The sequence below is a fragment of the Microthrixaceae bacterium genome, assembly GCA_016702505.1.
GTDB lineage: Bacteria > Actinomycetota > Acidimicrobiia > Acidimicrobiales > Iamiaceae > Aquihabitans.
Window position 1 is genome coordinate 1 of sequence record JADJDU010000012.1, and the last position, 24570, is coordinate 24570.

A 24570-nucleotide genomic window follows, 5' to 3' on the forward strand; every position below is an offset into this window, starting at 1 on the left:
TCCAGTCACCCGGTAACGCACGATGACGATGGCCTCGTGCATCCTGGTGCCAGTCTTGGAGGTGAAGTCACGCGTCATCACGTTCTTGATCTCCACCGGGACGCAGGAGACGCCGTGGTCGCGGAAGATGGGGCCGACCGCGTTCATCACGGCGTCGATGCCTCGGAAGTTGTAGTTGGCTCCCCCACCGGAGGCGCGTTCGTCCTTGCGGATCTCTCGGACGTCACGCATCACGTCGTTCCAGGCTTCATGGGCGGTGGTCATCGGGCGGTCTCCTTAGGCTGGCCGAGCTTGACGTAGAGGTTGCCGGCCTTGTCGTTGCGGGACTTGAGCTTGTGGTCGGGGAAGTAGACCTTGCGGAGCGTCACCATGAGCGACTCATTGGTGGTGGATCGCCCCTCGGGGGGGACGACGACCCACTCACCGGACTCACGGATGGCGGTGGCGAGGTCCTCCCATAGACGGGGCCTCCCTCCGGCCCGGGGGATGGGGGGTGGGGCGGGGATGGTCTGGTAGGTCATGTCGTTGCCTTTCGCTTGGGGATGATGGCGAGGCGGGGCTTCTCCACCTCGTCGCAGTAGTCCTCGGGTTGGATGCCGACCGAGCGGAGCCCGCCCTTGTAGGTGCCGTCGGCCGACCGCTCCCCGACCTTCCATGATGTCGATCCGGTCATGCCGATGCAGTTGGCGATCGCGGCCTCGATGGTCTTGGCAACGTCGATCGCGTCGGCGTCGGGGTTGTACCACTCGCCGGTCTCGGGGTCTACGAGTGCTCGGAAGATGACCTCTCGGAGTACGTCGCGGGACTTCCAGTTCTTGCGGTCGAACCCGCCCTTGACCTCGACCACGCCGAGGTTGGGGATCTCTCGCTTGTGTTCGCCGGTCTCAGCGAAGATCTTCGCGATGTCGGTCTGGGCGGATCTCTTGATGGTGGACAGCTCGGAGGCGAGAAGGTCCACGTCGGCCGCACCGTGGGCCAGGGACTCCACGTCGCCGGCCTTGGCGAGTTCGGCCCGTCGGTCGTCCATCTGTGCGAACAGGAGTCGCAGGTTGTAGATGATGTCGGAGTTTCGGGACGGCTCGGGAAGGGCCTCGGTGGCGGCGGGCAGGTTGTCGGGCTCGGTGGCCCGGGGGTGGATCTCGTCAGACATGGGGATGGATCTCCTTGGGGTTGAGGGCCTCGTTGATCGCTTGCAGGTGGTCGGCCACGAGCTTGTCGAACAGGCGCTTGCCGCCCGTGTCGCGCAGGGCAACGATGAGGGGGACGGCGGTGAGGGCCAGTGCTCGGACCAGCTCGTAGTGGTCGTAGCCCCGGAGGGCTTCTTCGGTGAGGGACCGGAGGTCGTCCTCGTTGTCGGTGAGGAACAGGTCCCACGCGACCTGGAAGTACCAGGACGGCGGGTCGGGGTGGCTGGTCAGTTCCACGGCCACTCCTTCAGCCGCTCCAAGGTGAGCCCGAGGCGCACGTCCCGCACGGTCCCGGGCACGGTGGCGAGGATGGCCCGCCACTCCGCGTTGTGTCGGCGGCGCAGCTCGGCCTTCGCCCATTGGCACGAGGGGCCGGTTCGGAGCAGGTCGTCGTACTCCAGGGGGTACTCGTTGATGAGGATGCGGGTCGCCTTCTCGATCCGCGTGGAGTGGATGGTGCGGTACTCGGGGAACTCGGCGTTGATCTTCTCGCGGTACTCGGGCGTCGTCACTCGTATGCCCCGTCCCGCTCGTAGTCGGCCCACGCGGTCTCCCGCGCCTCCCGGGCGTCCTGTTCGGCCACGGTGATCTCCCACGAGCAGGAGAGGCACAGGGGGCGGACGTTGCCGTCGTCGTCGGTGACGGTGCGGCGGTTGCGGCCTGCGAGGCTGGTCCGGTACTCCCCGGTGGAGTTCCAGGGCACCATCGTCGGGCAGTACGGGCACTCGATTAGCACGAGGGCGGTAGGTTCGCCGGTGGAGCCCGGGGGGAGGGGGAGGGGGCCGAGAGCCGTGTCGTACTCGTAGAGCTTGTGGGGCCTCACGGGACCACCTCGGGGTCCTGGGTCCAGTACCACGCGAACAGCACCGGGAGGGCGACTAGGGCGGGCCGCTGGCCCAACGAGGCGCGTGCCTCGGTGGTTCCGTCCGCGTGGCGGATCACGACCACACCTCCACCGGCAGGGTCTCCACGAGGGTCTCGCCCTCGTCCCCGAGCCATCCTTGCACGGTGACATGGCTGGATTGGTAGGGGTGGTCGATCCAGACGGCGGCGTGGAGATCGCTGCCGATCCATCCGACGTGGGATGACGCCGACAGGGCAACTTCGGCGATCGCGGCGTAATCCTCCCGTCCATCCTCGTCGCAAGGGATGGAAGGGAACGCTTCGCGCAGGGCGCGGGCGACGGTAGCCACCTCGGTTTCGAGTCTGGCCCGCACCTCGCCGGGGTCGAGTTCGGGGAGGAACTGTTCACCACAGGCGGGGCAGTTCTCGCGCTTGACGGGGTGGAGGTTGTTGCAGATGTAGTAGGGGGTCATAGGTCTCCTTCGTAGGGTTTCGTCATCATGGTAATGCTTGAGGGTTTCGCGGTCAAGGGGTCACTTGCCCTTCCTCGAACACTAGACGGGCGAGTGTTTTCGGTCGTCATGCGAGGTAGTCGAGCGACGGATCATCGCGGAAGGGTTCGTAATCCGGCTCCGGGTCGTACTCCGGCTCCAATGCTTCTTGGAACGCTTCCCAGTTATCCGGGTCGACCTCGCCATCTGGCCCGCAAGGGTCCAGCTCATTGACCGAGCACCATTCCTCGTACTGGCACCATTCCTCGTCGCGAGGGTCGGTAGTGAGCCATCGGTCAACCGAGGTCATGCCATACCCCGGTTCCGTTGGTGGCGCTTTGCGCCTTCCCATGCCCCTTGCTCGGTTCGGGACAACGTAACCCATTCCCCGCAAAACCGAGCCTCGTAACAGCCTTCCGTGTTGTGGCTATGTCCGATCCGAACAACCTCATACCGAGCATCGGGGGTTCCGCCCGCGTGGCGGATCACGCCGGCACCTCCGCGTAAACCCACTGGATGCCGCGATCGGTGGGCATGACTTCCTCAAGCCGAACGCCGATGCTTGCCGGGTCGAAGGACGGCGATCCACGATCCTCCAGCTCCGCCACGATGGCATCGCGAGCCTCCGCGGCGGGGGGGATGGTGGCCCGCACCCCCTCGGTTTCCAGGGTGACATGCCAGTTGCCGAAACCGTCGGCCCAGGTGTGGAGCACCTCGCATGGCGCGTGTCCGTCGTAGTAGTAGGTCATCGTGCTCACGCGAGCACCTCCGCGACCAGATCCGCGGCCACGTCGGCTAGGTAGTCGGCGTCAGGGAAGGGCTCGATCCCGCCCATCGAAGCCATGCTGACGGTCACGGTGTGGGCTTCGCCGCGGGAGTCGGTCACGGTCTCGCGGAGCTTGACAACGACGACGGAGTAGCCGTACTCAAGTAGATCCTCAATGTTGCGGGCCATCGTGGGGATGGCATCGTCGGGCACGTCGGCGGGCACCTGCCACCAGACCGGATCGCCACCGCGGCCCACGCGGAGCTTGCGGGCTCGGCCGTCCATTCCGTCGGGCCGTCGGTCGTGCCCGGTGTAGGGGTCGCGGTTGCTGAACTCGACACGTCCGGTCCAGGTCCCCTCCCCCATGTCATCCATCGGGTTCGACCACTCGTCGTGGTCGATGACCATGACGAGCTTCCGGCCGTCGGGCAGGGTGAGTGATGCCGGAGCACCGAAGGAAGGATCGCCGGCAACGAGGTCGCGGGCCAGCACCTCGTCGGGGGTGAGGGGGGAGGGGGTGGGGGGGGTTTCGGTCATCATGTGGCACCTCCGGGGCGCAGTAGGGATAGGTGTATCTTACCTAGGTGACAGGGAAAGTCAAGCGATTCGATCGGACGATTCCGCCCATGTCACGATGGCGGACAGGATGTAGACGGGCCATCGGCCGACACGGCCGACAGGGGCGGGGAAGTCCTCATGGCGCGCCGCCCAGTTGCTAACGCGGGTCGGGCGCACGCCGAGGAGGGCCGCGGCGTCCCCTAGCGTGCCCACGTCGGCCAGGACTTCCATCACGTCGCGCCGGGTGACAGCGGGGAGCCATCGCCCGCCCTGGCAGACGTTGTAATCGTGCAGCGGGAATCCACCGCCGCATACCGAGCACTCGACCTGCACGCTCACGCGTCCACCAGGGGGGGCACGATGGCGCGTAGGGCCGTGTCGATATGGGCGTCATGGCACCCCGCGTCGTCGTACAACTCCGCGCAGATCCACGATGCCGGCAGGGCCGCGTGTAGTAGGTCCCACCGATACCGACGGTCAAGATCCTTGACCAGCTCGGCCCGGGGGAACTCCCCGCGCAGGTACGCGCAGCGGGCGGTGGGGGTGTCGAGCGGGGCGATCGCGTCGCGCATTGCCTCCAGGGTGGCCGGGGGCACCTTCACGCGTCCACCTCCGCGGCCAGTTCCTCGGCCCACGATTCGACCAGGGCCAGGGCCAGTCGCTCCGCGATCATGTAGAGGGCCACGCCGGCCGCATCGGTGAGGTCAGCGGGCCATCCGCCGATGTCGCCGGGGTCCTCGTTGTACGCGGCGAGGTCGGCAAACACGGCCCACCGCTCGCCCGTGTAGACGGGTACGGCCCCGTCGGCAACCTCGCGCAGCTCCTCCTCAAGCTCGCGGGCGAGGTCACAGCACGCGGGGTCGAGGTCCTCGAAGATGTACGCGATCCGTTCCGCGAGGTCATCCGCCACCCACCGGAGGAACAACGCCCCGGGGGTGGGCTGCACGGTGGACATGTCAGCGGGAGGGCTCACGCCGATACCGTCGGGGCGGTCGGGCGATCCGCACCCCGCGAGGTCGGCCAGGTGCCAGGTTGAGAAGTTGCGGAAGGTGGGCAGGACGGGGGTGGTACTGGTCATTTCGTAGCCTCCAGGCTTGTGTAGGGGTTTCGTCTCTATCTTCCCTAGGTCACCCTAGGTTGTCAACTAGTTCGTTTGGCCCATTTCAGGCGGGGGGGTAGGGGGGCTACTGGCACGCTAGCGCGTCGATGGCGGCGTCCTCGGTCGCCGCGTGCGCGGTCTCCCCGCACGCACACACCGCGGCAAATCCGCCGTCCTCGCGGTAGGTGTCGATGTCGTGCAGGGGGTCTAGCGTGACGACATCACACCCCGGTTCCAGGCAGGGCCGGTAGGGGGTTCCCGCGAGCCGCGAGGACCGGTAGGTAGGGGCGAAACTGTGAACGTAGGTTTCGGTGGTCATTGCTTAGCCTCCAGGGCTCATGTTGTAGGGGTTCCCGATTGTCGGGAGCTACCGGCCCACCCGGGGGGGGTGGGGGGTGGGCCGGTAGATTCCGATCACCGAGGGGGTGAGACCTTTATAACCTAGGGTGCCCTAGGCGTCTAGTAGATCCTACCTATTGGTTCGCGGTGCGGGTGGGCCGATGGTCAATCGTCGCCATCGTCGGGGTTGTGTCCAGTCCACTCGCGGCCGCAATGATCGCACCATTCAGGGCCGTCCACATCACCGGAGTGAGTCCACGCGACGACGGCCCACCCGTCGCCATCATTGCCGTCGGCGGACGGGTGGCAGGGGTTGCCGGGGTCGACAACGCACCACTCGCACAACGTACCGCCGTCGTCGGTGACCGCCGCGAGCATGTAGCCACCGGAGTCGGGCACCGGGAGGTACCCCGCGGCGTAGGGGTTCGTCTCCGCGAGCGTTTCGGCCCACCGGGCCAGCTCCGCGAGGTCCCGGGCATCCGCGGACACGGCAGGATCATCGGATCGCGCCGCGTCGGCCGCGTCATTCTCCAGCTCGCGGGCCAGTCGGGAGACCGTCGACCATCGCACGATGCCATCACACGATGCCGCGGAGTAGAGGGCCGACCACTGGCCACCGTGCCACTCGTAGAACAGTTCACGCGCCCCGGGGGGGAGAGGGAGAGGGGAGGGGAGGGTATCGAAGCGGCTCACGCGTTCACCCCCTCGACGGTGGCGGTCCAATGGCCGCGCTCCTCGCGGGTCACGGTCACCCGGTAGGAGTCGCCACCATACCCCGGCCACGAGACCAGCGCGGGGTCTGTGCCGATGGCGGTTCCGCCGCCCGACCGCGCCGCCCAGTAGAATATGACGGGGCCGGTGGCGTGCGCCATAAGCCAGGCGGCATCGTGCATGAGGTCCGATGGCGTGTAGTGGCCCTCGTGGGCGAGGTCAGCGAGGGGCCGAAAGAGCCGCGAGGGGTCAGGGGCCGGTCGGCACCCTTCCGCGAGGTAGACGGTTCGGCGGTAGGGGGTGGGGGTGGGGGTGGGGGTGGGGGTGGGGGTGCTCACGCGTCCACCTCCGCGTCGGCGTGCAGCTCCGCGACCGCGGCCGCGATCTCCGCGGCCACGTTGCGCCGTTCGAACCGCGCCGCGGTTCGCTTAGCCTGGCGCGTGATCCTGGCCGGCGCGTAGGCCGTCGCGTTGCGGACGGCGCGAGGGGTGGGGAAGTCTGATTGGTGCATCTCATAGCCTCCAGGGCTCATGTTGTAGGGGTTCCCGATTGTCGGGAGCTACCGGCCCACCCGGGGGGGGGGGGGGGTGGGCCGGTAGATTCCGATCACCGAGGGGGTGAGACCTTTATAACCTAGGGTGCCCTAGGCGTCTAGTAGATCCTACCTATTGGTTCGCGGTGCGGGTGGGCCGATGGTCAATCGTCTCACCGTCGAACGCGTGCAGCTCCGCGACCGCGGCCGCGATCTCCGCGGCCACGTTGCGCCGTTCGGCACGAACCGCGGTCCGCTTGATCTGGCGCGTGATCCTGGCAGGCGCGTGCGCCGTAGCGGTGCGGACGGTGCGAGGAGTAGGGATATCTGATCGTTGCATTTAGGTAGCCTCCTAGGCTAGGTAGGGTTTCGTGGGTACCGATCGGTCCCGATACCCTCCCCCGTCCCGCCGTGGCCGGGGGAGGGTAGCTAGACCTACCGATCTCTAGGCGTGACACGCTTCGCACACGGGAAGATCCTCCCATGAGCTAGGGTCCTCGCCCACCATCGTGGCCTGTTGGCCGCAATGGGCGCAGTCGGTAGCCTCCCATGTGATCCAGTAGGCAATGCCGAGGTCATGAGCCTCTGGTTCGCCATCGTCATCGACACTGAAGGCAACATCGTAGAACTCGGTTTCGCCATGTGATCTGCACAAGTTGAGATCTTCGGCAATCGCGCTCATGGCGTCGCCACGCTCGGGGTCGTCGGTGGATAGCTCATCCAGTAGCCAGGCCTTCGCATCCGCGAACGTAGCGAACATGGCGGGGCTGTCTGCCATCGGCAGAAAGCCAGGGATGTTAGATCCAGCGTAGAACATTGTCTTATCTCCTCTAGGGGTAGGGGTAGGGGTAGGGGTAGGGGTGGGGGTCGATTGACCTAAAGGTCGACGCCCTCGTCAACAGGGACGTTCGCGGCGACCCATTCCGAAAGGTAACCATCGGCAACCTTTCGCGTAGTAGGTCCGATGGCATCCCAGAAACCATGATCGTCCGATCGGACAAACATCACATAGCGGCCTAGCGCACGCTCGGCGCGTACATGTGACGATGAGCACTCCACTCATGAGACCACCACAGATTCGCAGGGTGAGCCCTAGAGCCATGAGGAGACATCCGGTGAGGGTCAGCAGCATCCCCACGAGGGTGAGGATCGCGCTGGGCAGGAAGGTGATGGTGCGGAAGGTGATGCGGAGGAAGGTCACTTGACTACCTCGCAATCACGGACTGGCCATGCGCCGAACCGATCGAGGATGTAGCACGGTACGTCGGTCCAGTGTTCGTGGGCGCCGAAGGTCCGGATGGTGTAGCCGGTCACAGATGCCGTGAGGGGCTTGCCGAGTACGGACGCGCGAACGACCGCGCCAATGGGCGCGGGGAACGTTGATCGGGGTGAAGTCGTCATGGCTCCAGTATCGGCCCATGAGCGATAGAACTGAAGCGATTCCTAGTGTGCGATATGTCACAAGACTAGGACTTGACAAGTACCGCTAGGGTTTGATACACTGGGGTTTACTCGCAAATCGGCCGGCGGGCTCGGTTCGCCGTAGCGCTCGCCATCTCGCCTCGGTCGCCGGTCAACTCGTATTGCAACTCAGCCGATGTTTACCAATGAAACATCGCTCCGCCGACCAGACCGAACCCCGGACGCGACTGGCCAACCACCAGGGAGGCCGCTCCGGCCCGAGAGTGGGTCTAGGGAAACCACCTGGCACCCTCGAAGGGCCAGACAAACCCAAGGGGACGCCGAGATGGGTGGCGCAGCCTCCCTCTGTCCGCCTCCCGCCCTTGCTCGTTCCTCGCTTGGGTCACCCTCACCATCGGGGTACCCCCGAAGCCAAGGGGACGCCGGTCACGTTAATCGCCTCTCCGCCGCGATTTCAAGTCGGGATGGTGGACAACGATCTCGCCTCGATGTCAAGCGACCCTAATCCCTACCTATTTGGGGGGAAATGGGGGCTGACCTGCGGAAATGGGCCGTCGAAAACGGTGTTTACCAGGATGTATTGCATCTGGGGGTGGAGAACGGGGTGCATCGAGGGGGTCTGAGGGGTGCTGAGGGCGCTCGAGAACGTGACCAACGCCACATGGACGGATGGACCGAACATGTAGTACGGTTTGAGGACCACCCCTACACACCTGGAGGCCATCTGTGACCATCAACCGCTCCACTTACATCGTCGGTGACGTGCGGGACTGCCTCGCCGCCACCCCGGATGGGTCCGTGGACCTCGTGATGACCTCGCCGCCGTTCCTGGCGTTGCGGTCCTATCTGCCAGCCGATCACCCGGACAAGCATCGCGAGATCGGGTCGGAGCCTGACCCGGCGACGTTCCTCGACACGTTGCTTGCGCTCACGGCCGAGTGGCGGCGGGTGCTGGCCCCGCACGGGTCGATCTGTGTGGAGCTCGGGGACACGTACAGCGGCTCAGGCAACGGCGATGATCCGACGTACCACCCCGACGGCGGCAACTGGTCGCGTCGCACCCCCGCCCGAGGCTGGCCCCTCCCGAAGTCTCTGTGCGGGATTCCGCACCTGTACCACCTGTCGCTCGCCTACGGGCGGAACCTGCTCACCGGCGAGGAGTCGCCCGCTGGGCGGTGGCGGGTGCGGAACGTGGTGGCGTGGTGCCGTCCGAACCCGCCGGTGGGTGCGTTGGGCGACAAGTTCCGACCCGCCACGAGCTACATGACGATCGCTACGCCGTACGGCAAGCGGTACTTCGACCTCGACGCGGTGCGGACGGCGCACAAGCACCCCGACGATGCGTCACGCGCTCGCACGGGGCACCGCGACGCGGGGAAGGTGGGCGGTGATGGTGCGTCCAACCCCAACGGTGCCCCGCCGCTCGACTACTGGGTGATCCCCACCGCCCCCTACAGCGGGGGGGGGGGGCGCCGGCCCCCCCGGCCCCCCCGGGGCCGGCCCCCCCCCCCCGCAGCGCGCCCCCGGCCCCCGCACGCCGAGGCCGCCCCCCCCCAGCCACTACGCCGTGTATCCCCCGGCGCTGTGTGAGCGGCCGATCAAGTCGATGGTCCCGGCGAAGGTGTGCACCGTGTGCGGGGCACCATCGGAACGGATCACGTCGGAGCCGGAGTACGTGAGCACCACCGGCGGCAGAGTGGTCAACCACTTCGATGGGGACCGCAAGGGGGAAAGCGTGAACGCGTGGGAGGTCGACGGCGGCAACCCCGGGCACGTCGTGCGCTCCACCACCACCATCGGCTGGTCGGAGTGCGAGTGCCCCGACGACGGCACCAAGTGGCGCCCCGGCGTCGTCCTCGACCCGTTCGCCGGCTCCGGCACCACCCTCATGGTGGCGAATGAGTTGGAGCGAGATGCCGTCGGATTCGACATCGACGCCCGCAACGCCACCCTGGCGCGGCAACGGGTGGACAAGTTCATGTTCGCGGACTTCGAGGTCTACCCGCTGTCCCTGCTTGGGCTCCTTGCACCCCAAATCCGCCTGTAGTACGGTTTCGCCATGCGCTCCACCCAGGTCCCACCTACCCCGCGATGGCGGGGCTGACGGTCTGACGGGCCGTAACACCCCGTGCATTCTCCGGGGTGTGGTGTAACGGCTGCACGGGCGGTTCGGGACCGTCTGGCGAGGGTTTGACTCCCTCCACCCCGACCGCCATCTCTTGCGTTCCAGCCCTACTTGCATTACAGTGAGTGGCGTTCCCTACCGAGGAGATGCCAAATGCTGGACCCGACTGCCGACGACTGCACCCCCTACGCCCGCTGGAGCGGCGAGTACCGAGCCCACGTCGCTCAGCGGCGCAAGCTCATGCGGTTCCTGCTGGAGAGCGCCTTCTTCGAGAGCCGCACCCTCCAGGGCGACTGGAAAGCCCTCACGGGGGAGAACGTGAACACCATCCAGGAGGCCCAGCGCGCCGGGTTCCGAGGCCGGCCCTGGCTGACCGGGTACCACCAGCGCCTCACGCTCCCACCCCCACCCAAGCCCAAGCCCCTCCCCACCCCTCGCCCGGGGGTGAACCTGACCGACATCGCCGCCGTGCTCGGGATCACCCGTGAGCGGGTCCGTCAGCACGCCGAGCGCCCCTGCTTCCCCCAGCCGATCCCCTCCACCGTCGGAGAGCGTCACCGTCGGTGGTTCCGGGCCGACATCGAGCGGTACTACCGCGAGTGCGGCGAGGTGTTCACCGCCTACCGGGCCGCAGGTGCAGTCTCGCGCCGGGGGCAGATCCTCAAGTCCCCGCCGACCAACCCCCACCGCAAGAACGGCCGCATCAAGTTCACCCTCGGCATCCCCAACCCCGACCGGCCCGGCAAGCGTCGGGAGTTCCGCATCGACATCCCCAACGACACCACTCGCGACGACCTCGCCGGGCTGATGACCGAGATCGAGTCTCGTCTGCTGACCCCCAGCGACATCGGCGCTCCTTCTTGACCCCTACCTGAACTTGCATTACGATGAGGGCGTTCCCTACCCCAAGGAGGCCCCCCATGTCCGACCCCAACGAATACCTCCGCCGCCCCTGCGCCTCGGCCGACCTGCTCACCGAGCACGCCAAGGAGTACGAGGGCTCCGGCCTCAAGCCCCATGTCGACAGCGTGGTCGACCAGATCCTCGCTGACGGCCTGAACCTCTCGGTGGACTCCATCGCCGGGTTCATGATGGCCGTCGGACTCATCGGCTCCATTGACGACGAACTGTGCGAGCTGGACCCGATCCGCAAGGTCTCCCGTGCCGTAGGGGCCGCCGCGATGGAACCCCACGCCGTCGTCACCGCCGTCGGTTCGGAGCTGGCCCGACGCTTCCTGGCCGGGGAGGATGCGGGCTGATGCCGATCTTCTCCGTGACCGTCGATCGGCTGAGGACCCGCGAACCCACCGGCTACGAGCGCGGCTACTTCCTCGCGAACCGGTACCCGCTCTCGGACCCCGAGGGCGCCAAGGAGATGCTGGACGGCCTCGGCCGGCGCATCGCCGCCGAACGAGCCAAGCACGGGCTCGCGGACCCCGATCCCGTGGACATCTCCGTGATCCGCGCCATCGTGCGGTCTATGCAGGGCTTCGAGGCCCACGAGTCCCACGCCGTGACCCGGGTGGTCGTCAGGGGCCGCACCTGCCTCCGGCGCGAGGGTGAGGATCTCTGGTCCTTCGCCGCCAGGGCGGTCAGGTGATCGCCATTCCCACCATTTCCCCCATTCCCGACCGGAATGGTCAGGAATCAGCCATGAACCCTGCCACCAAGGAGGCCACATGACCACCTGGAACCACCAAGTCCTGCTGACCGAGCACGACCTGTTCGGCCCCACCTACGACATCATCGAGGTGTTCTACAACCACGACGGGTCCGTCCGGGGCTACACCGCGGCGGACGTGCAGTCCTACGAGTCCCCTGACGAGCTTCGGGGGACCATCGAGGCCATGCTGACCGCCTTCGACCACCCGGTCCTCACCCGGACGCAGCTCGATGCGATCAACCGCCCCAAGACGAGCGCGTCGTGACGGACAGCGACGACAGCCCGACGATGATGATGGGGTTCGCCCTCATGCACCTCATGGAGTCCGTGCGCTCCATCCCCGACGCGATGTCCTCCTACCGCGAGTCCTGCATGGAGGCTGGATTCTCGGAGGCGGCAGCCGAGCAGATGGCCGTCCAGCTTCACAGTTCCCTCATGGCAGGGATCAACCGCGAGAGTTCTTGACCCCATCGCCAACATGCATTACAGTCCATCCATCAACCCCTACCCAGGAGGCAAGCCCATGCCCGACATCAAGTTCACCCTCGTCAACGAGATCCCCAAGCCCAAGCGGTTCATCAACCCTGGCGGCAAGTACGTCCCCCTGTTCGAGCACCTCCGGGCCAACCCCGGCGCCGTGGTGAAGATCGACAAGCACCACCCGACCCTCGCCAGCAGGATCAAGCGCGGCGAGATGAGCGGCTGTGAAGCCGGGGAGTTCTTCGCGACGTGCCGCAACGTCAAGGACGGGAAGGCCGACATCTACGTCACCTACGTCGGCCCCAAGCCCAACGAGGACTTCCACGAGCGGACGGTGGCGCTGTGACCCGAGACACCAAGTTCGCCCTCGGCGGCGTCCTCATCGCCTCGGTCGCGTTCCTGCTCGGATTCGGGATCGCCACCGAGGACAACCCAGCCCCCAAGATCGCGGTGGCCAGGCCGGTCGGCTCACCCGCCGAGGTCTACGTCCTCCAGTCGTTCTACGACGACCTCACCTTCGTGGACGGCGTGTTCTCGTCCCCCGACGAGGCCGAGGCGTGGATCGAGGACACCCACGGCTCCTTCGAGCGGTCTGGCCGGGATGGCATCTTCACCTACGAGGCGGGCGACTTCACCTACCTCGTCACCCCCTACGAGGTGGATGACCGTGGGTGACCCGATCAGCGTCTACATGGATGCCGGCCCGAAGGACTCGGGCTACCTGTGGGCCGTGGCCCAAGCGGCCTGCGACTTCATCGGCTTCGACTTCGTGAAGATGCTCGACCTCACCCTCACCGACGGCCCGTGGCCCAAGGACGAGCGCGTGGAGTCCGTGTCGCTCGCCTTCGGCCCGCCGATCCTGCACGAGCTTCGGCTGATCCTTATGTTCATCGAGGACACGAAGAAGGAAGCGGCCCGCAAGGCCAATACCGCGTGATCGACGGACACGGAGCCGAGTCGTGACCTGCTGGACCTTCACCATCGACTGGCTCGCGACGTGAGGGGGAAGGATCATGGCCGAGGCCCCTGCACGATTGAGGGGTGTGACCGTTGGGCATGGGCGCGTGGCTGGTGTCATGCCCACTACCACCGCTGGAAGAAGTACGGAGACCCGTCAGGCGTCCGCCCCTCGCGGGCAGAATGGTTCTGGACCAGGGTGGACAAGAGTGGCCCGAATGGGTGCTGGGTGTGGTTGGGGACCAAGGACGGCAGTAAGGGGTACGGCAGGCTTCGCGGCACATCCTCACACCGCTACGCCTACGAAGCACTCCGCGGCCCGGTGCCGGACGGGCTCCAACTGGACCATTTGTGTCGGAACCGAATCTGCTGTAACCCCGACCACTTGGAACCTGTCACGGCCCGGGAGAACTGGATTCGAGGGTTCGCCCCCTCGGCCATCGCCATCAAGCAGGGGGCTTGCCTGCGCGGCCATCCGCGCAACGCTGAGAACACCTACGTCAGACCTGACGGTAACAACGTGTGCCGGGTCTGTGTCCGCCTGAACTACGCCAAGAGGCAGGCAGCGAAGAAGGACGCCGGATGAGCGGCGTCTACGTGTTCGACATCACACACCTGGGCCGACCACACCTCGCCAACGCGGAGCGCAACGTCCACCACCACCAGTCGGCCAAGATCCGCAAGGCGTGGCGCGAGGCCGGCCTCCAGGGCTGCCGCATGGCGAAGGTCCCCAAGGGCCTCGACCGCATCGGCATCATGTTCCAGCCGATCTACCCCAAGGGTCCCCTCCCCGACCCCGACGCGATCCACCCGACCGCCAAGGGCATCATCGACGGCATCGTGGACCACGGCGTCGTCCCCGACGACAACGGCACCCACGTCGCCTACGTCTGCTTCCTCGCACCCATCAAGGACCCGACCGCCAAGACCGGCATCCGGGTCATCATCACCCACAAGGAGTGAACCGTGAAGCGCACCTTCCGCCGCCAGCGCGGCAACTGCCCCACCCGCAAGGCCAGGTACCGCTCCGAGTCTGAGGCCCGCACGGCCCTGAGCCACGCCCGCTCCCAGCGCCGCAACGGCCTGGAGCACCGCCAGGAGGCCCGCGTCTACTTCTGCGGCATGTGCTCGGGCTGGCACCTCACGTCCCGGGAGAAGTGATGCGAGCGAACCACCACAAGGTCCACGGCGAGGTGACCTGCGAAATCGGCCACGGCAACATCTCCCTCCACACGCCCTACGCCCGCGGCGACTACGACGGGAGGGTGGGCCTCCCGTGGGCCGTGCTCGCCACACTCCGCGTCGACTTCCACTTGAACGGCCAGCGCCAGCGATTCAAGGTGCTCAAGGCGCGGGTGCAGTTGGGCGAGGATGAGCCGGAGGAGCACGAGGTCTTGGCCGCGAAGGTGCGGGCGAGGCAGATGCTGGAGAACGAGCTGGTGGCCCACGGCGTCACCTCAGTATCGGCCTCAGACCTCGTGCTCACCGACTGCGGCCTGACGAACTGGCAGCCCGAGACGACGCCGGGCGTCGACTTGTGGCCGTTCTGATCGGGGACCCATGATCCACCTTGCCAACGGCACCACCCTCCAGCCCTTCGACCACCCCTACAACACCACGATCCTCAACGAGCGGGCCGTGGAGCTGGCGATGGCCCAGCAGTTCATCATCATCCGCCACAACTGGGAGGGCCGCATGGGGAGAGTGCTGGAGGTCGGCAACGTCCTGAGCCACTACGAGGACTCCATCGCCCTGCCGTCGCGCCGGATCATGGACCGCTTCGAGGTGGCCCCCGGCGTGGAGAACATTGACGTGTTCGACATCGAGGGCACCTACGACACCATCATCTCCATCTCCACGATCGAGCACGTCGGGCTGGACGACGGCCGGGACTACCCCCATGCGGCGATAGAGGCGATCTACCACCTGCGGTCCCTGCTGACCACCGGGGGCCGGTTCTTCTGCACCTTCCCGACCGGCTGGAACGCTGCCCTTGATGACTTCCTCGCCTCCGGCGAGCTGGGCCGTTGGTCGCTCAGTGGAACCTACGTGGTGCGGACTGGCGAGAACTGGACCGAGGCACACCCCGACGACAAGGCCCCTCGCCCCTACGGCCTGACCCAGCCGTGGGCAGAGGCCGTCTGGATCGGGGAGTTCGGCCCGCTGTGACCCCCGAACAGATCGAGTACGCCGAGGGGGTCGCTGCCCTGTTCGCCCTCCCTGGCCCGGAGTTCGTCGCCGCTGTCCAGCAGCGCATCCGCGACGGGTTCTCCTACGAGCAGTCAGTCCTCGACATCGCCGCCTACCGGCACCTCATGCCGTCGGCGTGGGCGCGCGAGGAGACCAGGAAGATCCAAGACCGGCTGAACCACAACGCAGGCCGTCCCCTGCCACGCTTGTAACCAATCCGTAACATCTGCTAGCCATGAAGCCCATGAAGAAGCTCATAGCGTCCCTATCCGTCATGGCCTCCCTCGCCCTCGCTGCCCCCCAGGCGACCGCAGGTGCCGTCTACCACCACTGGTCGGAGACCCCGGCCGAGGTCCAAGCGACCCACTCGCCCGAAGTGATCCAGGGTTGGATCGACGCCTACTGGGTGAATGAGTGGACCCGGGCCTACTGGTTCAACCGCTGGATGGAGGCAGCCGCAGCGAAGGCTGCCGAGGTGCCGCCCTGCCACTCCCCCAGCCAGCAGAAGTGCTCAGTCCAGGGCATCGAGGTCTGCAACGGGAACGACCTCCTGCCATGCTACGTCATCTACCGCGAGTCCCGGTTCAACCCGACCGCACAGAACCCCCGCTCATCGGCCTATGGGTTGGCGCAGTTCCTCGCCAGCACCTGGCGCTCCGTCTGCCCCGAGTTCCCCCACCGCGGGGCTTCCGTCGCCCAGCAGGTGGAGTGCCAGCGTCGGCTCTACGACAACGGCCGTGGTCGTTCCCACTGGTCGCTGACCCTGTAACCCGACCACCGTCTAGCGACACCCGGCACCCGCCCCCACCTCCCGCTCGGTGGGGGCGGGCTCGCGCTTGACCCCAGCCCCGAACTGCATTACGCTTCGGGGGACCCCTACCGCAAGGAGATCCACATGAACGACATCCTGACCGCCGCCATCTACGTCCTGGTCGGCGTCATCGTCGGCATCCTGGTCATTCAGGTGGCCGTCACCGTCGCCACCGAGACCGTCATCAAGGTGCTCAAGGAGCACGGCCGGTGAATGAGCTGCTCGTCGGCGTGTTCGTCACCGCATGGGTGCTGATGGTCCTCGGACTGGTCGGCGGGTTCATCGTCCTCGCCACCCGGGACCGCTCCGACGAGTGGCTCCACGAGGACGAGTTCTGCCGCTGCGGCCACGACTACTACGACCACGTTCACCACCTCCCCCACCACCCCTGCGGCGCACTGATGTGTGCCTGCGAGACCTACAAGAAGGAGACCCGCCCATGATCCAACTGCACCGAGGGGTGGCGCTGGAGGTTCTAGCAGGGATGGCTGACGGGTCGGTGGATGCCATCGTCACCGACCCGCCCTACGGCCTCTCCCGGGAGCCGGACGCAGCAGAGGTGCTGCGCCACTGGCTCGCAGGCGACGACTACGACCACGGTGGCGGCGGGTTCATGGGCAAGGAGTGGGACAGCTTCGTCCCCGGCCCGTCCGTGTGGAAGGAGTGCCTGCGGGTGCTGAAACCGGGCGGGCATCTGTTGTGCTTCGCCGGTTCCCGCACCGTGGACCTCATGGGTATGGCGATCCGACTGGGCGGTTTCGAGATTCGTGACCAGATCCAATGGTTGTACGGATCGGGTTTCCCGAAGTCACTTTCGGTGCATAAGGCAACGGTCAAGGCCGTAGAGTCTCGGTATGGGTCTGCACGATGCACATGCCTGGACGGCGGAGCAGGAGTCCTGGTTGGGGACGATGCCGGACGCCGAGGTGGCGACGAGGATCGGCCGGAGCGAGATGGTGGTGTCCCGCCGACGGAGGGCGCTGGGGGTTCCGACCTTCCGATCCACCAGGGGTCCGATGATGATTCCGTGCGCGAACTGCGGCATGCCGACGGAGAAGAAGTCCAGGGACCAGCGCCGCTCCCGGCGGCTGTTCTGCTCGACGGAGTGCGCGGCAGCGGGGCAGAAGCGGCGGGACACGGACATGCTTCGGTACGGGCCGGGATGGAAGAACCGTCGAGCGGAGATCCGCAAGCGGGACCGCGGGTGCCGGTCGTGTGGAGCCAGGCCCAAGAGGTTGACCGAACTGCATGTCCACCATCTGGTGCCGTTCCGGTTCGGGGGGACGAACCGCTCGGAGAACTTGGTGGCGCTGTGCGAGACGTGTCACCACAAGATCGAGGCGATCACGACGCAGGTGTTGGAGTCGATCCAGGTCGAAGTGAGCCTCGACGGACCATCCTTGACGATCACGGTGGAGGGCGAGCAGCGATGGCCGCTGTCTGCTCCTGGTGCGGACTCCCCGACCCGGCCTGGCTGATGAGCCTGGAGCCGCTTGGCACGGCCCTAAAGCCAGCCCACGAGCCGATCATCCTCGCCCGCAAGCCCCTTCGGGTTGACGGCCGCAAGGCGACGGTCGCCAAGAACGTGCTCACCCACGGCACGGGCGCAATCAACATCGACGCCACGCGAGTTGATGGCGGCAGCCGACCCTTGCGGGAGTGGGACTACAAAGAGGCCGACAACAACGCCTACGTGGGCCGTATGGACGGGTCTCTGGCTGGCAGCTCCAGGGCTGTCGGGGAAACCACCCAAGGCCGCTGGCCCGCCAACGTGATCCTCGACCCCGAGGCGGGTGGGGTGCTGGACGAGCAGACCGGCACCCTGACCTCCGGCAAGCCCGCTGGTGGTGATGGACCCCACCTTGCCAAAGCCTCAGTTGGGGTCGGTGGCGGCGCTGCCCTTGAAGGGTCGGCGGACGGCAGCCTGCGCTCCGAGGGTGTCGAGTACCACCTCTACGGTGACTCGGGCGGTGCCTCCCGGTTCTTCTACTGTGCCAAGACCGCCAAGTCTGAGCGCAACGCCGGGCTGCCCGAGGGAATGAGGAACGACCATCCGACCGTGAAGCCGGTGGCTCTCATGGAGTGGTTGGTCAGGATGGTGACCCCTCCGGGTGGCACGGTGCTTGATCCGTTCTGCGGTTCGGGGACGACGATGGTTGCCGCTGAGCGGCTCGGGTTCGACGGCATCGGCATCGACCGGGACGACGACGACAAGTACCTGGCGATTGCCCGACACCGCGTCCGGCACGCCTCCGAGTTGGAGTACGAGGCGGGACAGTCCCCTCCGCCAGCGCCGTCGCCCGTCCCCACTGATGACTCGGGCGTGCTTGACCTGTTCCCCGATCTGTAATACGATCCCACAACCCCTCACGCAAGGAGAACCCATGACCTCACTACTCACCAAGGACGCCCTGTCCAAGCTGCCCGCCGACCTCCGCGACCACATCATCGTGGAGAACGAGAACGTCTACGGCCTCACCCTCCACATGAGCATCGGGGACTTCGAGCGCCTCGTCGCCCCTCACTACATGCTGGACCAGATGCGCGACTCGCTGGACGAGGCCGAGCACGAGGCCAAGGCTGCCCAGGACTGGGCCGAGGAGTGCGAGGCCGAGGCCACCAAGGCCACCAAGGAGCGCGACGCCATCGCCAAGGCCGCTCAGACGGTCCTCGGGATCATGGACGGCGGTGTGCCGGTGGTGGCCGACTCGCCCCTCGGCCGCGCCATCGAGGCGCTGGAGGATCTGCTGTGAAGGCTTCCATCGAGGCTCCCGACTTCGCGGACGGGCTCAAGATCGCCGCGGGTCTGACCAAGGCCAACTCCCACCTGCTCGCCCACGGCTGCATCTTCATCGAGGCCACCACCGACGGCATCTTCGTCACGGGCGGCGACGGCGAGTCCTACATCCGGGTGCCCTGCGGCGGCGAGGTGTCCGAGCCCGGTGACGTGCTCGTCCCGGCCAAGACGGTCGCCAAGGCGGTGTCGCTCATGGAGGGCAACGTGGACCTCACGCTGGACGACGACGACTCGCTCGGCATCGAGACCATGACCTCGCGCATCACCCTCCCCACCGCCCCGGCCGACTCCTACCCGAAGCTGAACTGGGACGGCACGTCCGCGCCCGTCGCCTTCGATGCGTGGGACCTGCTGCCGCTCATCACCTACGCCGCCGACGGGCGCGAGGGCCGGCACCGCTCCATCACGTTCTTCCCCGAGGGCAAGGCCGAGGCGTTCTCGGGCACCCGGCTCGCCTTCTGTCTCGCGCCGGAGGGGCTGGACTTCGCCATCCTCCGCTCCACCCTGGACTTCGCCGCCAAGACCTTCGGTGAGTCCGAGGTCACCATCACCACGTCGGGCGGAGCGGCCATCTTCTCCAGCGCGGGGATCAGCCTGTGGACCACCCTCCCCCAGTACGACCGCAAGCCGCTCCCGATGAACCTGGACCTCGCCCACAACGTCACCTTGGACCGCAAGGCGCTGCTGGAGGGTCTCGGCCTCATGGTGGTCATCAAGGAGGGCGACGAGGTGCCGGTTCGCATCGACGTGGTGCGCGGGGAACTCCACATGCACGCCTCATCACCAGGCCAGGGCATGGTCGCCACCGCGATCCCCGTGGAGGGCGAGCTGCCCTACCCCACGGGCCTCACCCTCTCCCACGCCCGCGATGCTCTGTCGCGCTGCTCGGGTGAGCGGGTCACCCTGGAGTTCTCCACCGAACCAAACCGCCCGATCCGGGTGATCGAGGGGTCCGTGACCCACATCCTCAACCCGAACCGCAGGGCCGTAGAGCTGAACAAGGTGGACCTGTGATCCTCAACCTCGGCTGCGGAGCCCACCCATTCCCCGGCTGCGTGAACGTGGACAAGGCGAACGGCGACGTGGTGCTGGACCTGGACGATCCGTGGCCTTGGCCCGCCTCGTCCGTGGACGCCATCTACGCGGTGCAGGTGTTCGAGCATGTCGGTGACCCCGAGCACTTCATGGCCCGAGCGTGGCAGGCTCTTGTGCTGGGTGGCCCCCTCATCATCACCACCCCGGACTACCGCCACGAGAACTCCTACACCGACCCCACCCACGTCCGCCATTGCACCGTCCGGTCCTTCGACTACTGGTGCGCCCACACCGACCTGTTCGAGCAGTTCGGCAAGCCGGTGTGGGGCGACGAGGCCCCCTTCGAGAAGGTCAGCGTGGTCACCAACGAGGTCGACATCTGCGCCGTGTTGAGGAAGCGATGAAGCACGACCCGAACACCTGCCCAACGTGTGCCCCGATCGTCAACTCGGCCCCGTACAAGAAGGGCGTGGCCGAAGCCAAGCGGGCCGTGGCCCGAGCGAAGGAAGGAATGGACCGTGACGGCTGAGCAACTCAAGCGCAGCGGTGCGCTCGCCTCCACGGCGACCCGCACGCTCACCGAGGACGAGATGCACGCGGAGCGCCTCGCCTACCAGCAGGTGAAGATGCAGAAGCGGATGCAGCGCGCCTCCGCCGACGTGCTCGCCAAGTACCTGCCGAAGCCGACCGCCAAGCATCGCCCGGGGGCGACCAAGCCCACGATCGAGGCCAAGAAGGCCAAGAACCGAGCCCGCCGCAAGGCCAACAAGGGGAACCGATGAACCGATCACCAGACCCACGAACCGTCGTAGTCACCTTCCGCATGACCCCAGCCGAGCGCAAGCAGTTCGACAAGATGCGAGGCAAGGTCTCCATCGCGGACTACCTGCGCCGCATGATCTTCGGGTCCGAGGCATGAACGCCATCTTCATCAACTTCCCCAGCCCCATCGGAGACCCCCAGTGGGTGAACGTCAACGAGATCGCCGTCGTGAGGGTTGAGCCGTTCCCCAGCGGCGACGATGGGGCGCTCATCACCATGCACGGGGGAGCGCATGTCTCCACCATCTGGACCGTGGGTGAGGTTATGTCTGAGATGGAGGCCATCGTGGCCCGCGCTGCCGAGTTTGACGGGACGTTCGGATGAGCCTCTGGTTCAAGTTCGGGCAGACCGTCCACATCCAGGTCGCGGCCAGCCCACAGAAGGCAGGCTGCGGCACCCGCCCCCTCAAGCCCCAGCCGGTGGAGGAGTTCGACGGCCCACCCCAGTTCGCGTGTCGTCGCTGCCTGCTCGCCTGGATGGAGGACGTAGTGGTCGAGGAAGAACTGGCCGACGCGCTCAGCCGCGGCTACGAGGCCAGCCCCGAGGCGGACCTGCCGGGCTGACGGAGGTTCCGGCGCTCCAGAGGCGATAGCCCGCCGTACACGCCGTAGTAGATGTCCTCCATCCCCCACTCCAGGCACTCGGCCTTCACCGTGCAGCCCTCGCAGACCTTCTTGGCCTCGGCGCAGAGGGCGGCGGAGTAGTACTTGTTGCCACCGTCCCCAAGCAGGGGGGCGAAGAACATGTCAGGCGACGTGCCCGCACAGTTCGCGTCCGCCATCCACTTCGGTCGTTCCATCGGAGCCTCCGGTCAACCAGTCAGCCAGTTCTTGGCGCTGGGTAGGGGTGAGTTCACCCGGATCGTACCTCTGGAGTTCCCGAACGAGCAAGGACGTGGGTAGGCGGGACTGCGACGTGACTGTCCCCTTCGGCGGGCCGGACTTCCACGGGCGCGGCTCCGGCTCGGGGGCCTCGGTCTTGCCGGTGAGCGCCAACGCCTGGGAGCGGGTCATGTCGGGTGAGATGAGGCCGGATTCGAGGGCCTGGTCGAACCGCTCGGCGTCCAACCGGGTGAGGGTGAGCATGGTGGTCCAGGGGGCGGGCAGGAGTTCACGCTTCTCGGGTGGAAGGTCGCGGAAGGCTCGGCTGATTGCCATGAGTTGCGACGCCTTGGGGTAGGAGAAGGGCAACTCGGCCTCCACCCACTCCATGAACCGGCGCGGGTGGGCGTGCTTGGCGGCGATCAAGATGGACCCGATGTCGATGGCGGTGCGGTTGAGCACCCCGGCGATCTGGTCGCGGAAGTCATCCAGCGACGGAGTGGCGGGTTCCATCTCGTCCATGCCCCGTAGCGTAACTACGCTGAGCGCATGGACCTGGACGACCTGGAGGTGGAGGGCTACGACTTCTGCCCCGGGTGCGGCGACTGGGTGCTCGCCGGGAAGAAGATGTGCGGCGAGTGCGCCCGCACGCTGTCCGAGGCGGCGGACGAGGTGATCGCCCTCGACGTGGACGGCACCAAGGTGATGATGACCCCACCGCGCCGCCCCAAGCCCAAGCGGTACGAGTCCTCCAAGATCAAGACCAACGCCCACCGCGCCCGGGACCGAGCACGCACCCGGGCGTGGATCAGACTCGCCCGAATCTACGAGCCGATGTTCGCCGCCCTCTACTGGGAGGAGCAGGTCCGCGAGGGCCTCGATCCGCTCCCGCTCCCCGACATGGACGTGGACCCCACCGACATGCTGGTGCGGGACCTGGACGAGTACCGCGAGCGGCTCAGGGCGACTTTCACCGAGCGGAGTTCTACCCTCTCCGACAGCGCCCAGCGCGACCCCGCCTAGCGGAGACATCATGGCCCTGACTCGCAAGAACCAGCCCACCGCGTCCATCACGGCTGCGGTGAAGCCCCTCAACATCCGCAACGCCACCGAAGCTGCCGCGATCTCGCAGGTCAGTGGAGGGCGCAAGCAGCGCGAGGCGTGGTCGTTCTACGAGTCCATGTCGGAGCTGAACTACCCGGCGAGCTACCTGGGCCGCAACGTCGCCCGCTTCCACTTCCCGGCCGGAGTCGTCCCCCCCGACGACCTCTCGTCGCCTGCTGCCGTCCCCGAGAAGGCCAACCGGGACAAGCTCTACGCCGCCGCCGAGCAGATCGCCTTCACCATCCGCGGTGAGGATGCCGGCCTCGCGGATCTGGCCGAGGGCTACACGAAGAACATGGCCGTCGCCGGAGAGGGCTGGTTCGTCGGCCGTCAGATCAGCGGCGAGATCCTCTGGTCCGTGTTCTCGGTCATCGAGTTCGGCCCGACCGGCAGCTACGGAGCCACGGGCGAGACCGGGCAGGCATACGCCCGGTACCCGCTCGGCAACACCTCGGCCCCGGACTGGTCGTTCAAGCCCGGCTACCTCCGGCGCATCTGGCAGCCGTCCCCGAAGCTGCGCGAGGTCGCGGACACCCCGACCTTCGCCGTGCTGGACAAGCTCAAGACCCTCGCCGTGCTGGACCGCTCCCTGCGTGCCCGCATCGTGAACAGCCTCACCCAGTCCGGGTTCCTGTTCATGCCCTCCCAGTTGAGCCTCGCCGGCCCGATCGGTGCGCCCACGGGTGACGGCAACGCGGTGGAGGACCCCTTCGCCGCCAAGATCCTCTCCATCATCCAGGCCCAGCACGACTCCGGCGATGCCTCGGCCACCCCGGCGCTCATCCGGGGTGATGCCGCTCTCGGGGAGGCCATCAAGTTCATCACGATGGACCGCACCATCGACCGGGTGGAGCTGGAGCTTCGCTCCGAGCAGCGGGCCGAGATCGCCAAGGGCATGTTCCTGCCGCCCGAGGTCATCGAGGGCATGGGCAGCGCGAACCACTGGTCGAGTTGGTCGGTGAGTGACTCGGCCTTCACCCACCTGCTGCCCTACGCTCAGGGCTTCGCGGACCTGCTGACCACCACGATCCTGTGGCCGCTCCTGCGCGACGTGAACCGCTTCAACGGGTGGGACTACTCCGAGCTGGACATCCGCCGCCACAAGATCATCCCCGACGGCTCCGATGTGATCTCCCGGCCCAACGAGGCCGAGGACGGTCGCCAGCTCCACGATCGCATGGTCATCTCGGACAAGGCGCTGCGCGACCGCTCCGCCGTGGGCGAGGGTGACGAGCCGTCCGAGGAGGAGTACGTCCGCCAGGTCGGCCGCAAGATCAACAACCCGTACCTCGCCACCTACGGCCTCGCCGTCCACGACGAGATCGACTGGGAGGCGATGGCCGCGGTCGCCGCAGGCCCCGGCAAGCCCGGCGTCGGGTCCACCGACGAGGCCCACCGCCCGGCTGACTCGTCCGACCCGGCCGGCGCGCCCGGCGAGGGCGACACTCAGGCCGAGGACGAGATGACCGCCCGCCTCCTGGTCGCCGCCTCCCCCGGGTTCCTGCTCGCCGCCCGCAAGAAGGTCGGGGCCAAGCTCCGGGCGCGCTGCGAACCGGACAAGGAACTGCACGCCTCCCTCAAGCACCTGCCGAACGAGGAGATCGTCGGCCACCCGGGCATCCTCGATGCGGTCGGGCTCTCCGAGGGCGAGGTCCGCAAGTGGTTCCTGAGCGAACTAGCCGGCATCGCCGATGCAGTCCGGTCCCCCGCAGCGGCCCCCTTCATCCACGCCCTCGCCGCCGAAGTCGCTGACGGAAGCGAGCCCGACCTGCCCGCTCTCGCCGTGACTTCCGTACTCGCCATCCGAGAGGATTGAC

The 24570-nt window shown here is 66.9% G+C and carries 50 protein-coding genes and 1 tRNA gene; 30 read left to right on the plus strand and 21 right to left on the minus strand.

The window, feature by feature from the left end; all coding sequences use genetic code 11:
- The 19 genes from IPG97_13025 to IPG97_13115 form a co-directional block, all read right to left on the minus strand.
- Positions 1–264 (minus strand): ERF family protein (locus IPG97_13025; GenBank protein MBK6857429.1); only part of this gene is annotated, 264 nt, incomplete at its 3' end.
- Entirely contained in the window at positions 261–521 is a 261-nt protein-coding gene (locus tag IPG97_13030) for a hypothetical protein (GenBank protein ID MBK6857430.1), read from the minus strand. The genes IPG97_13025 and IPG97_13030, both read right to left, overlap by 4 nt.
- Entirely contained in the window at positions 518–1150 is a 633-nt protein-coding gene (locus IPG97_13035; GenBank protein ID MBK6857431.1) for a hypothetical protein, read from the minus strand. Before IPG97_13035 ends, IPG97_13030 begins: the two co-directional genes overlap by 4 nt.
- Entirely contained in the window at positions 1143–1424 is a 282-nt protein-coding gene (locus IPG97_13040; protein MBK6857432.1) for a hypothetical protein, read from the minus strand. Before IPG97_13040 ends, IPG97_13035 begins: the two co-directional genes overlap by 8 nt.
- On the minus strand, positions 1415–1699 hold the full coding sequence (locus IPG97_13045) for a hypothetical protein (protein MBK6857433.1): 285 nt from the start codon (positions 1697–1699) through the stop codon (positions 1415–1417). The genes IPG97_13040 and IPG97_13045 overlap by 10 nt, the downstream gene beginning before the upstream one ends.
- Complete coding sequence (locus IPG97_13050; protein MBK6857434.1) at positions 1696–2010, minus strand: hypothetical protein; 315 nt, start codon at positions 2008–2010, stop codon at positions 1696–1698. The genes IPG97_13045 and IPG97_13050 overlap by 4 nt, the downstream gene beginning before the upstream one ends.
- 115 nt (positions 2011–2125) lie before the next feature.
- Positions 2126–2503: a hypothetical protein gene (locus tag IPG97_13055; GenBank protein ID MBK6857435.1), complete on the minus strand. Its 378-nt coding sequence runs from the start codon at positions 2501–2503 to the stop codon at positions 2126–2128.
- A gap of 106 nt (positions 2504–2609) precedes the next feature.
- Positions 2610–2831 carry a hypothetical protein gene (locus IPG97_13060; GenBank protein ID MBK6857436.1) on the minus strand — a complete coding sequence of 74 codons (222 nt, stop codon included), beginning with the start codon at positions 2829–2831 and terminating at the stop codon, positions 2610–2612.
- A gap of 175 nt (positions 2832–3006) precedes the next feature.
- Positions 3007–3279, minus strand: coding sequence for a hypothetical protein (locus IPG97_13065; protein ID MBK6857437.1), 273 nt, complete (start codon positions 3277–3279; stop codon positions 3007–3009).
- Positions 3276–3824, minus strand: a complete 549-nt coding sequence (locus IPG97_13070) for a hypothetical protein (protein ID MBK6857438.1) — start codon at positions 3822–3824, stop codon at positions 3276–3278. The genes IPG97_13065 and IPG97_13070 overlap by 4 nt, the downstream gene beginning before the upstream one ends.
- 60 nt (positions 3825–3884) lie before the next feature.
- Positions 3885–4184, minus strand: coding sequence for a hypothetical protein (locus IPG97_13075; protein ID MBK6857439.1), 300 nt, complete (start codon positions 4182–4184; stop codon positions 3885–3887).
- On the minus strand, positions 4181–4447 hold the full coding sequence (locus IPG97_13080) for a hypothetical protein (GenBank protein MBK6857440.1): 267 nt from the start codon (positions 4445–4447) through the stop codon (positions 4181–4183). The genes IPG97_13075 and IPG97_13080 overlap by 4 nt, the downstream gene beginning before the upstream one ends.
- Positions 4444–4923: a hypothetical protein gene (locus tag IPG97_13085; protein MBK6857441.1), complete on the minus strand. Its 480-nt coding sequence runs from the start codon at positions 4921–4923 to the stop codon at positions 4444–4446. Before IPG97_13085 ends, IPG97_13080 begins: the two co-directional genes overlap by 4 nt.
- 106 nt (positions 4924–5029) lie before the next feature.
- Positions 5030–5263: a hypothetical protein gene (locus tag IPG97_13090; GenBank protein MBK6857442.1), complete on the minus strand. Its 234-nt coding sequence runs from the start codon at positions 5261–5263 to the stop codon at positions 5030–5032.
- 185 nt (positions 5264–5448) lie between these two features.
- A complete protein-coding gene (locus IPG97_13095) occupies positions 5449–5976 on the minus strand; it encodes a hypothetical protein (protein MBK6857443.1) in 528 nt (175 codons plus the stop codon).
- The gene (locus IPG97_13100; GenBank protein ID MBK6857444.1) at positions 5973–6332 is read right to left on the minus strand and encodes a hypothetical protein; all 360 of its coding nucleotides are present in this window, start codon (positions 6330–6332) and stop codon (positions 5973–5975) included. Before IPG97_13100 ends, IPG97_13095 begins: the two co-directional genes overlap by 4 nt.
- Positions 6329–6526, minus strand: coding sequence for a hypothetical protein (locus tag IPG97_13105; protein MBK6857445.1), 198 nt, complete (start codon positions 6524–6526; stop codon positions 6329–6331). The genes IPG97_13100 and IPG97_13105 overlap by 4 nt, the downstream gene beginning before the upstream one ends.
- Before the next feature lie 133 nt (positions 6527–6659).
- Entirely contained in the window at positions 6660–6866 is a 207-nt protein-coding gene (locus tag IPG97_13110; GenBank protein ID MBK6857446.1) for a hypothetical protein, read from the minus strand.
- Between the two features lie 105 nt (positions 6867–6971).
- Positions 6972–7343, minus strand: a complete 372-nt coding sequence (locus IPG97_13115; GenBank protein ID MBK6857447.1) for a hypothetical protein — start codon at positions 7341–7343, stop codon at positions 6972–6974.
- 1331 nt (positions 7344–8674) lie between these two features.
- Here IPG97_13115 and IPG97_13120 point away from each other — a divergent pair.
- From IPG97_13120 to IPG97_13255, 28 genes are all read left to right on the plus strand, one after another.
- Positions 8675–9538 carry a hypothetical protein gene (locus tag IPG97_13120; GenBank protein ID MBK6857448.1) on the plus strand — a complete coding sequence of 288 codons (864 nt, stop codon included), beginning with the start codon at positions 8675–8677 and terminating at the stop codon, positions 9536–9538.
- Positions 9516–9995: a hypothetical protein gene (locus IPG97_13125; protein ID MBK6857449.1), complete on the plus strand. Its 480-nt coding sequence runs from the start codon at positions 9516–9518 to the stop codon at positions 9993–9995. The genes IPG97_13120 and IPG97_13125 overlap by 23 nt, the downstream gene beginning before the upstream one ends.
- Positions 9996–10086: 91 nt before the next feature.
- Positions 10087–10157: transfer RNA gene (locus tag IPG97_13130), tRNA-Pro, on the plus strand.
- 69 nt (positions 10158–10226) lie between these two features.
- Positions 10227–10937: a hypothetical protein gene (locus IPG97_13135; GenBank protein MBK6857450.1), complete on the plus strand. Its 711-nt coding sequence runs from the start codon at positions 10227–10229 to the stop codon at positions 10935–10937.
- Positions 10938–10993: 56 nt separating this feature from the next.
- Positions 10994–11332, plus strand: coding sequence for a hypothetical protein (locus IPG97_13140; protein ID MBK6857451.1), 339 nt, complete (start codon positions 10994–10996; stop codon positions 11330–11332).
- Positions 11332–11673 (plus strand): hypothetical protein, encoded by a 342-nt coding sequence (locus IPG97_13145; GenBank protein MBK6857452.1) that lies wholly within the window; start codon positions 11332–11334, stop codon positions 11671–11673. Before IPG97_13140 ends, IPG97_13145 begins: the two co-directional genes overlap by 1 nt.
- A 79-nt stretch (positions 11674–11752) precedes the next feature.
- A complete protein-coding gene (locus tag IPG97_13150; protein MBK6857453.1) occupies positions 11753–12001 on the plus strand; it encodes a hypothetical protein in 249 nt (82 codons plus the stop codon).
- Positions 11998–12201, plus strand: coding sequence for a hypothetical protein (locus IPG97_13155; protein ID MBK6857454.1), 204 nt, complete (start codon positions 11998–12000; stop codon positions 12199–12201). The genes IPG97_13150 and IPG97_13155 overlap by 4 nt, the downstream gene beginning before the upstream one ends.
- Before the next feature lie 58 nt (positions 12202–12259).
- Complete coding sequence (locus tag IPG97_13160) at positions 12260–12562, plus strand: hypothetical protein (GenBank protein MBK6857455.1); 303 nt, start codon at positions 12260–12262, stop codon at positions 12560–12562.
- Complete coding sequence (locus IPG97_13165) at positions 12559–12891, plus strand: hypothetical protein (protein MBK6857456.1); 333 nt, start codon at positions 12559–12561, stop codon at positions 12889–12891. The genes IPG97_13160 and IPG97_13165 overlap by 4 nt, the downstream gene beginning before the upstream one ends.
- Positions 12884–13153: a hypothetical protein gene (locus tag IPG97_13170; protein MBK6857457.1), complete on the plus strand. Its 270-nt coding sequence runs from the start codon at positions 12884–12886 to the stop codon at positions 13151–13153. The genes IPG97_13165 and IPG97_13170 overlap by 8 nt, the downstream gene beginning before the upstream one ends.
- Before the next feature lie 249 nt (positions 13154–13402).
- Entirely contained in the window at positions 13403–13759 is a 357-nt protein-coding gene (locus IPG97_13175; GenBank protein MBK6857458.1) for an HNH endonuclease, read from the plus strand.
- Positions 13756–14136 carry a hypothetical protein gene (locus IPG97_13180; protein ID MBK6857459.1) on the plus strand — a complete coding sequence of 127 codons (381 nt, stop codon included), beginning with the start codon at positions 13756–13758 and terminating at the stop codon, positions 14134–14136. The genes IPG97_13175 and IPG97_13180 overlap by 4 nt, the downstream gene beginning before the upstream one ends.
- A gap of 3 nt (positions 14137–14139) precedes the next feature.
- Positions 14140–14334, plus strand: a complete 195-nt coding sequence (locus tag IPG97_13185; GenBank protein ID MBK6857460.1) for a hypothetical protein — start codon at positions 14140–14142, stop codon at positions 14332–14334.
- Entirely contained in the window at positions 14334–14723 is a 390-nt protein-coding gene (locus tag IPG97_13190) for a hypothetical protein (protein MBK6857461.1), read from the plus strand. The genes IPG97_13185 and IPG97_13190 overlap by 1 nt, the downstream gene beginning before the upstream one ends.
- A 10-nt stretch (positions 14724–14733) precedes the next feature.
- A complete protein-coding gene (locus IPG97_13195; protein MBK6857462.1) occupies positions 14734–15342 on the plus strand; it encodes a hypothetical protein in 609 nt (202 codons plus the stop codon).
- Positions 15339–15575, plus strand: a complete 237-nt coding sequence (locus IPG97_13200) for a hypothetical protein (protein ID MBK6857463.1) — start codon at positions 15339–15341, stop codon at positions 15573–15575. The genes IPG97_13195 and IPG97_13200 overlap by 4 nt, the downstream gene beginning before the upstream one ends.
- A gap of 23 nt (positions 15576–15598) precedes the next feature.
- A complete protein-coding gene (locus IPG97_13205; GenBank protein MBK6857464.1) occupies positions 15599–16132 on the plus strand; it encodes a transglycosylase family protein in 534 nt (177 codons plus the stop codon).
- Positions 16133–16383: 251 nt separating this feature from the next.
- On the plus strand, positions 16384–16617 hold the full coding sequence (locus IPG97_13210; GenBank protein ID MBK6857465.1) for a hypothetical protein: 234 nt from the start codon (positions 16384–16386) through the stop codon (positions 16615–16617).
- Between the two features lie 411 nt (positions 16618–17028).
- Positions 17029–17652, plus strand: a complete 624-nt coding sequence (locus tag IPG97_13215) for an HNH endonuclease (protein MBK6857466.1) — start codon at positions 17029–17031, stop codon at positions 17650–17652.
- Positions 17604–18524, plus strand: coding sequence for a site-specific DNA-methyltransferase (locus IPG97_13220; protein MBK6857467.1), 921 nt, complete (start codon positions 17604–17606; stop codon positions 18522–18524). Before IPG97_13215 ends, IPG97_13220 begins: the two co-directional genes overlap by 49 nt.
- A gap of 34 nt (positions 18525–18558) precedes the next feature.
- Complete coding sequence (locus IPG97_13225) at positions 18559–18927, plus strand: hypothetical protein (protein ID MBK6857468.1); 369 nt, start codon at positions 18559–18561, stop codon at positions 18925–18927.
- Positions 18924–19985 carry a hypothetical protein gene (locus tag IPG97_13230; protein MBK6857469.1) on the plus strand — a complete coding sequence of 354 codons (1062 nt, stop codon included), beginning with the start codon at positions 18924–18926 and terminating at the stop codon, positions 19983–19985. Before IPG97_13225 ends, IPG97_13230 begins: the two co-directional genes overlap by 4 nt.
- The gene (locus IPG97_13235; GenBank protein ID MBK6857470.1) at positions 19982–20410 is read left to right on the plus strand and encodes a methyltransferase domain-containing protein; all 429 of its coding nucleotides are present in this window, start codon (positions 19982–19984) and stop codon (positions 20408–20410) included. Before IPG97_13230 ends, IPG97_13235 begins: the two co-directional genes overlap by 4 nt.
- Positions 20411–20524: 114 nt before the next feature.
- On the plus strand, positions 20525–20788 hold the full coding sequence (locus IPG97_13240; protein ID MBK6857471.1) for a hypothetical protein: 264 nt from the start codon (positions 20525–20527) through the stop codon (positions 20786–20788).
- Positions 20785–20925, plus strand: a complete 141-nt coding sequence (locus IPG97_13245; protein MBK6857472.1) for a hypothetical protein — start codon at positions 20785–20787, stop codon at positions 20923–20925. Before IPG97_13240 ends, IPG97_13245 begins: the two co-directional genes overlap by 4 nt.
- Positions 20922–21152 carry a hypothetical protein gene (locus IPG97_13250; GenBank protein ID MBK6857473.1) on the plus strand — a complete coding sequence of 77 codons (231 nt, stop codon included), beginning with the start codon at positions 20922–20924 and terminating at the stop codon, positions 21150–21152. The genes IPG97_13245 and IPG97_13250 overlap by 4 nt, the downstream gene beginning before the upstream one ends.
- Positions 21149–21391, plus strand: a complete 243-nt coding sequence (locus IPG97_13255) for a hypothetical protein (GenBank protein ID MBK6857474.1) — start codon at positions 21149–21151, stop codon at positions 21389–21391. The genes IPG97_13250 and IPG97_13255 overlap by 4 nt, the downstream gene beginning before the upstream one ends.
- On the opposite strand, the gene IPG97_13260 is transcribed toward IPG97_13255, so the two are convergent.
- Together IPG97_13260 and IPG97_13265 are read right to left on the minus strand one after the other, a co-directional pair.
- The gene (locus IPG97_13260) at positions 21355–21627 is read right to left on the minus strand and encodes a WhiB family transcriptional regulator (protein ID MBK6857475.1); all 273 of its coding nucleotides are present in this window, start codon (positions 21625–21627) and stop codon (positions 21355–21357) included. The two genes, IPG97_13255 and IPG97_13260, sit on opposite strands and share 37 nt — an antisense overlap.
- The gene (locus IPG97_13265) at positions 21575–22171 is read right to left on the minus strand and encodes a hypothetical protein (GenBank protein MBK6857476.1); all 597 of its coding nucleotides are present in this window, start codon (positions 22169–22171) and stop codon (positions 21575–21577) included. The genes IPG97_13260 and IPG97_13265 overlap by 53 nt, the downstream gene beginning before the upstream one ends.
- A gap of 27 nt (positions 22172–22198) precedes the next feature.
- Between IPG97_13265 and IPG97_13270 the strand changes: the two genes are divergently transcribed.
- Positions 22199–22672, plus strand: coding sequence for a hypothetical protein (locus tag IPG97_13270; GenBank protein ID MBK6857477.1), 474 nt, complete (start codon positions 22199–22201; stop codon positions 22670–22672).
- Positions 22673–22682: 10 nt separating this feature from the next.
- Positions 22683–24569 (plus strand): hypothetical protein, encoded by a 1887-nt coding sequence (locus IPG97_13275; protein MBK6857478.1) that lies wholly within the window; start codon positions 22683–22685, stop codon positions 24567–24569.
- Position 24570 lies beyond the last annotated feature (1 nt).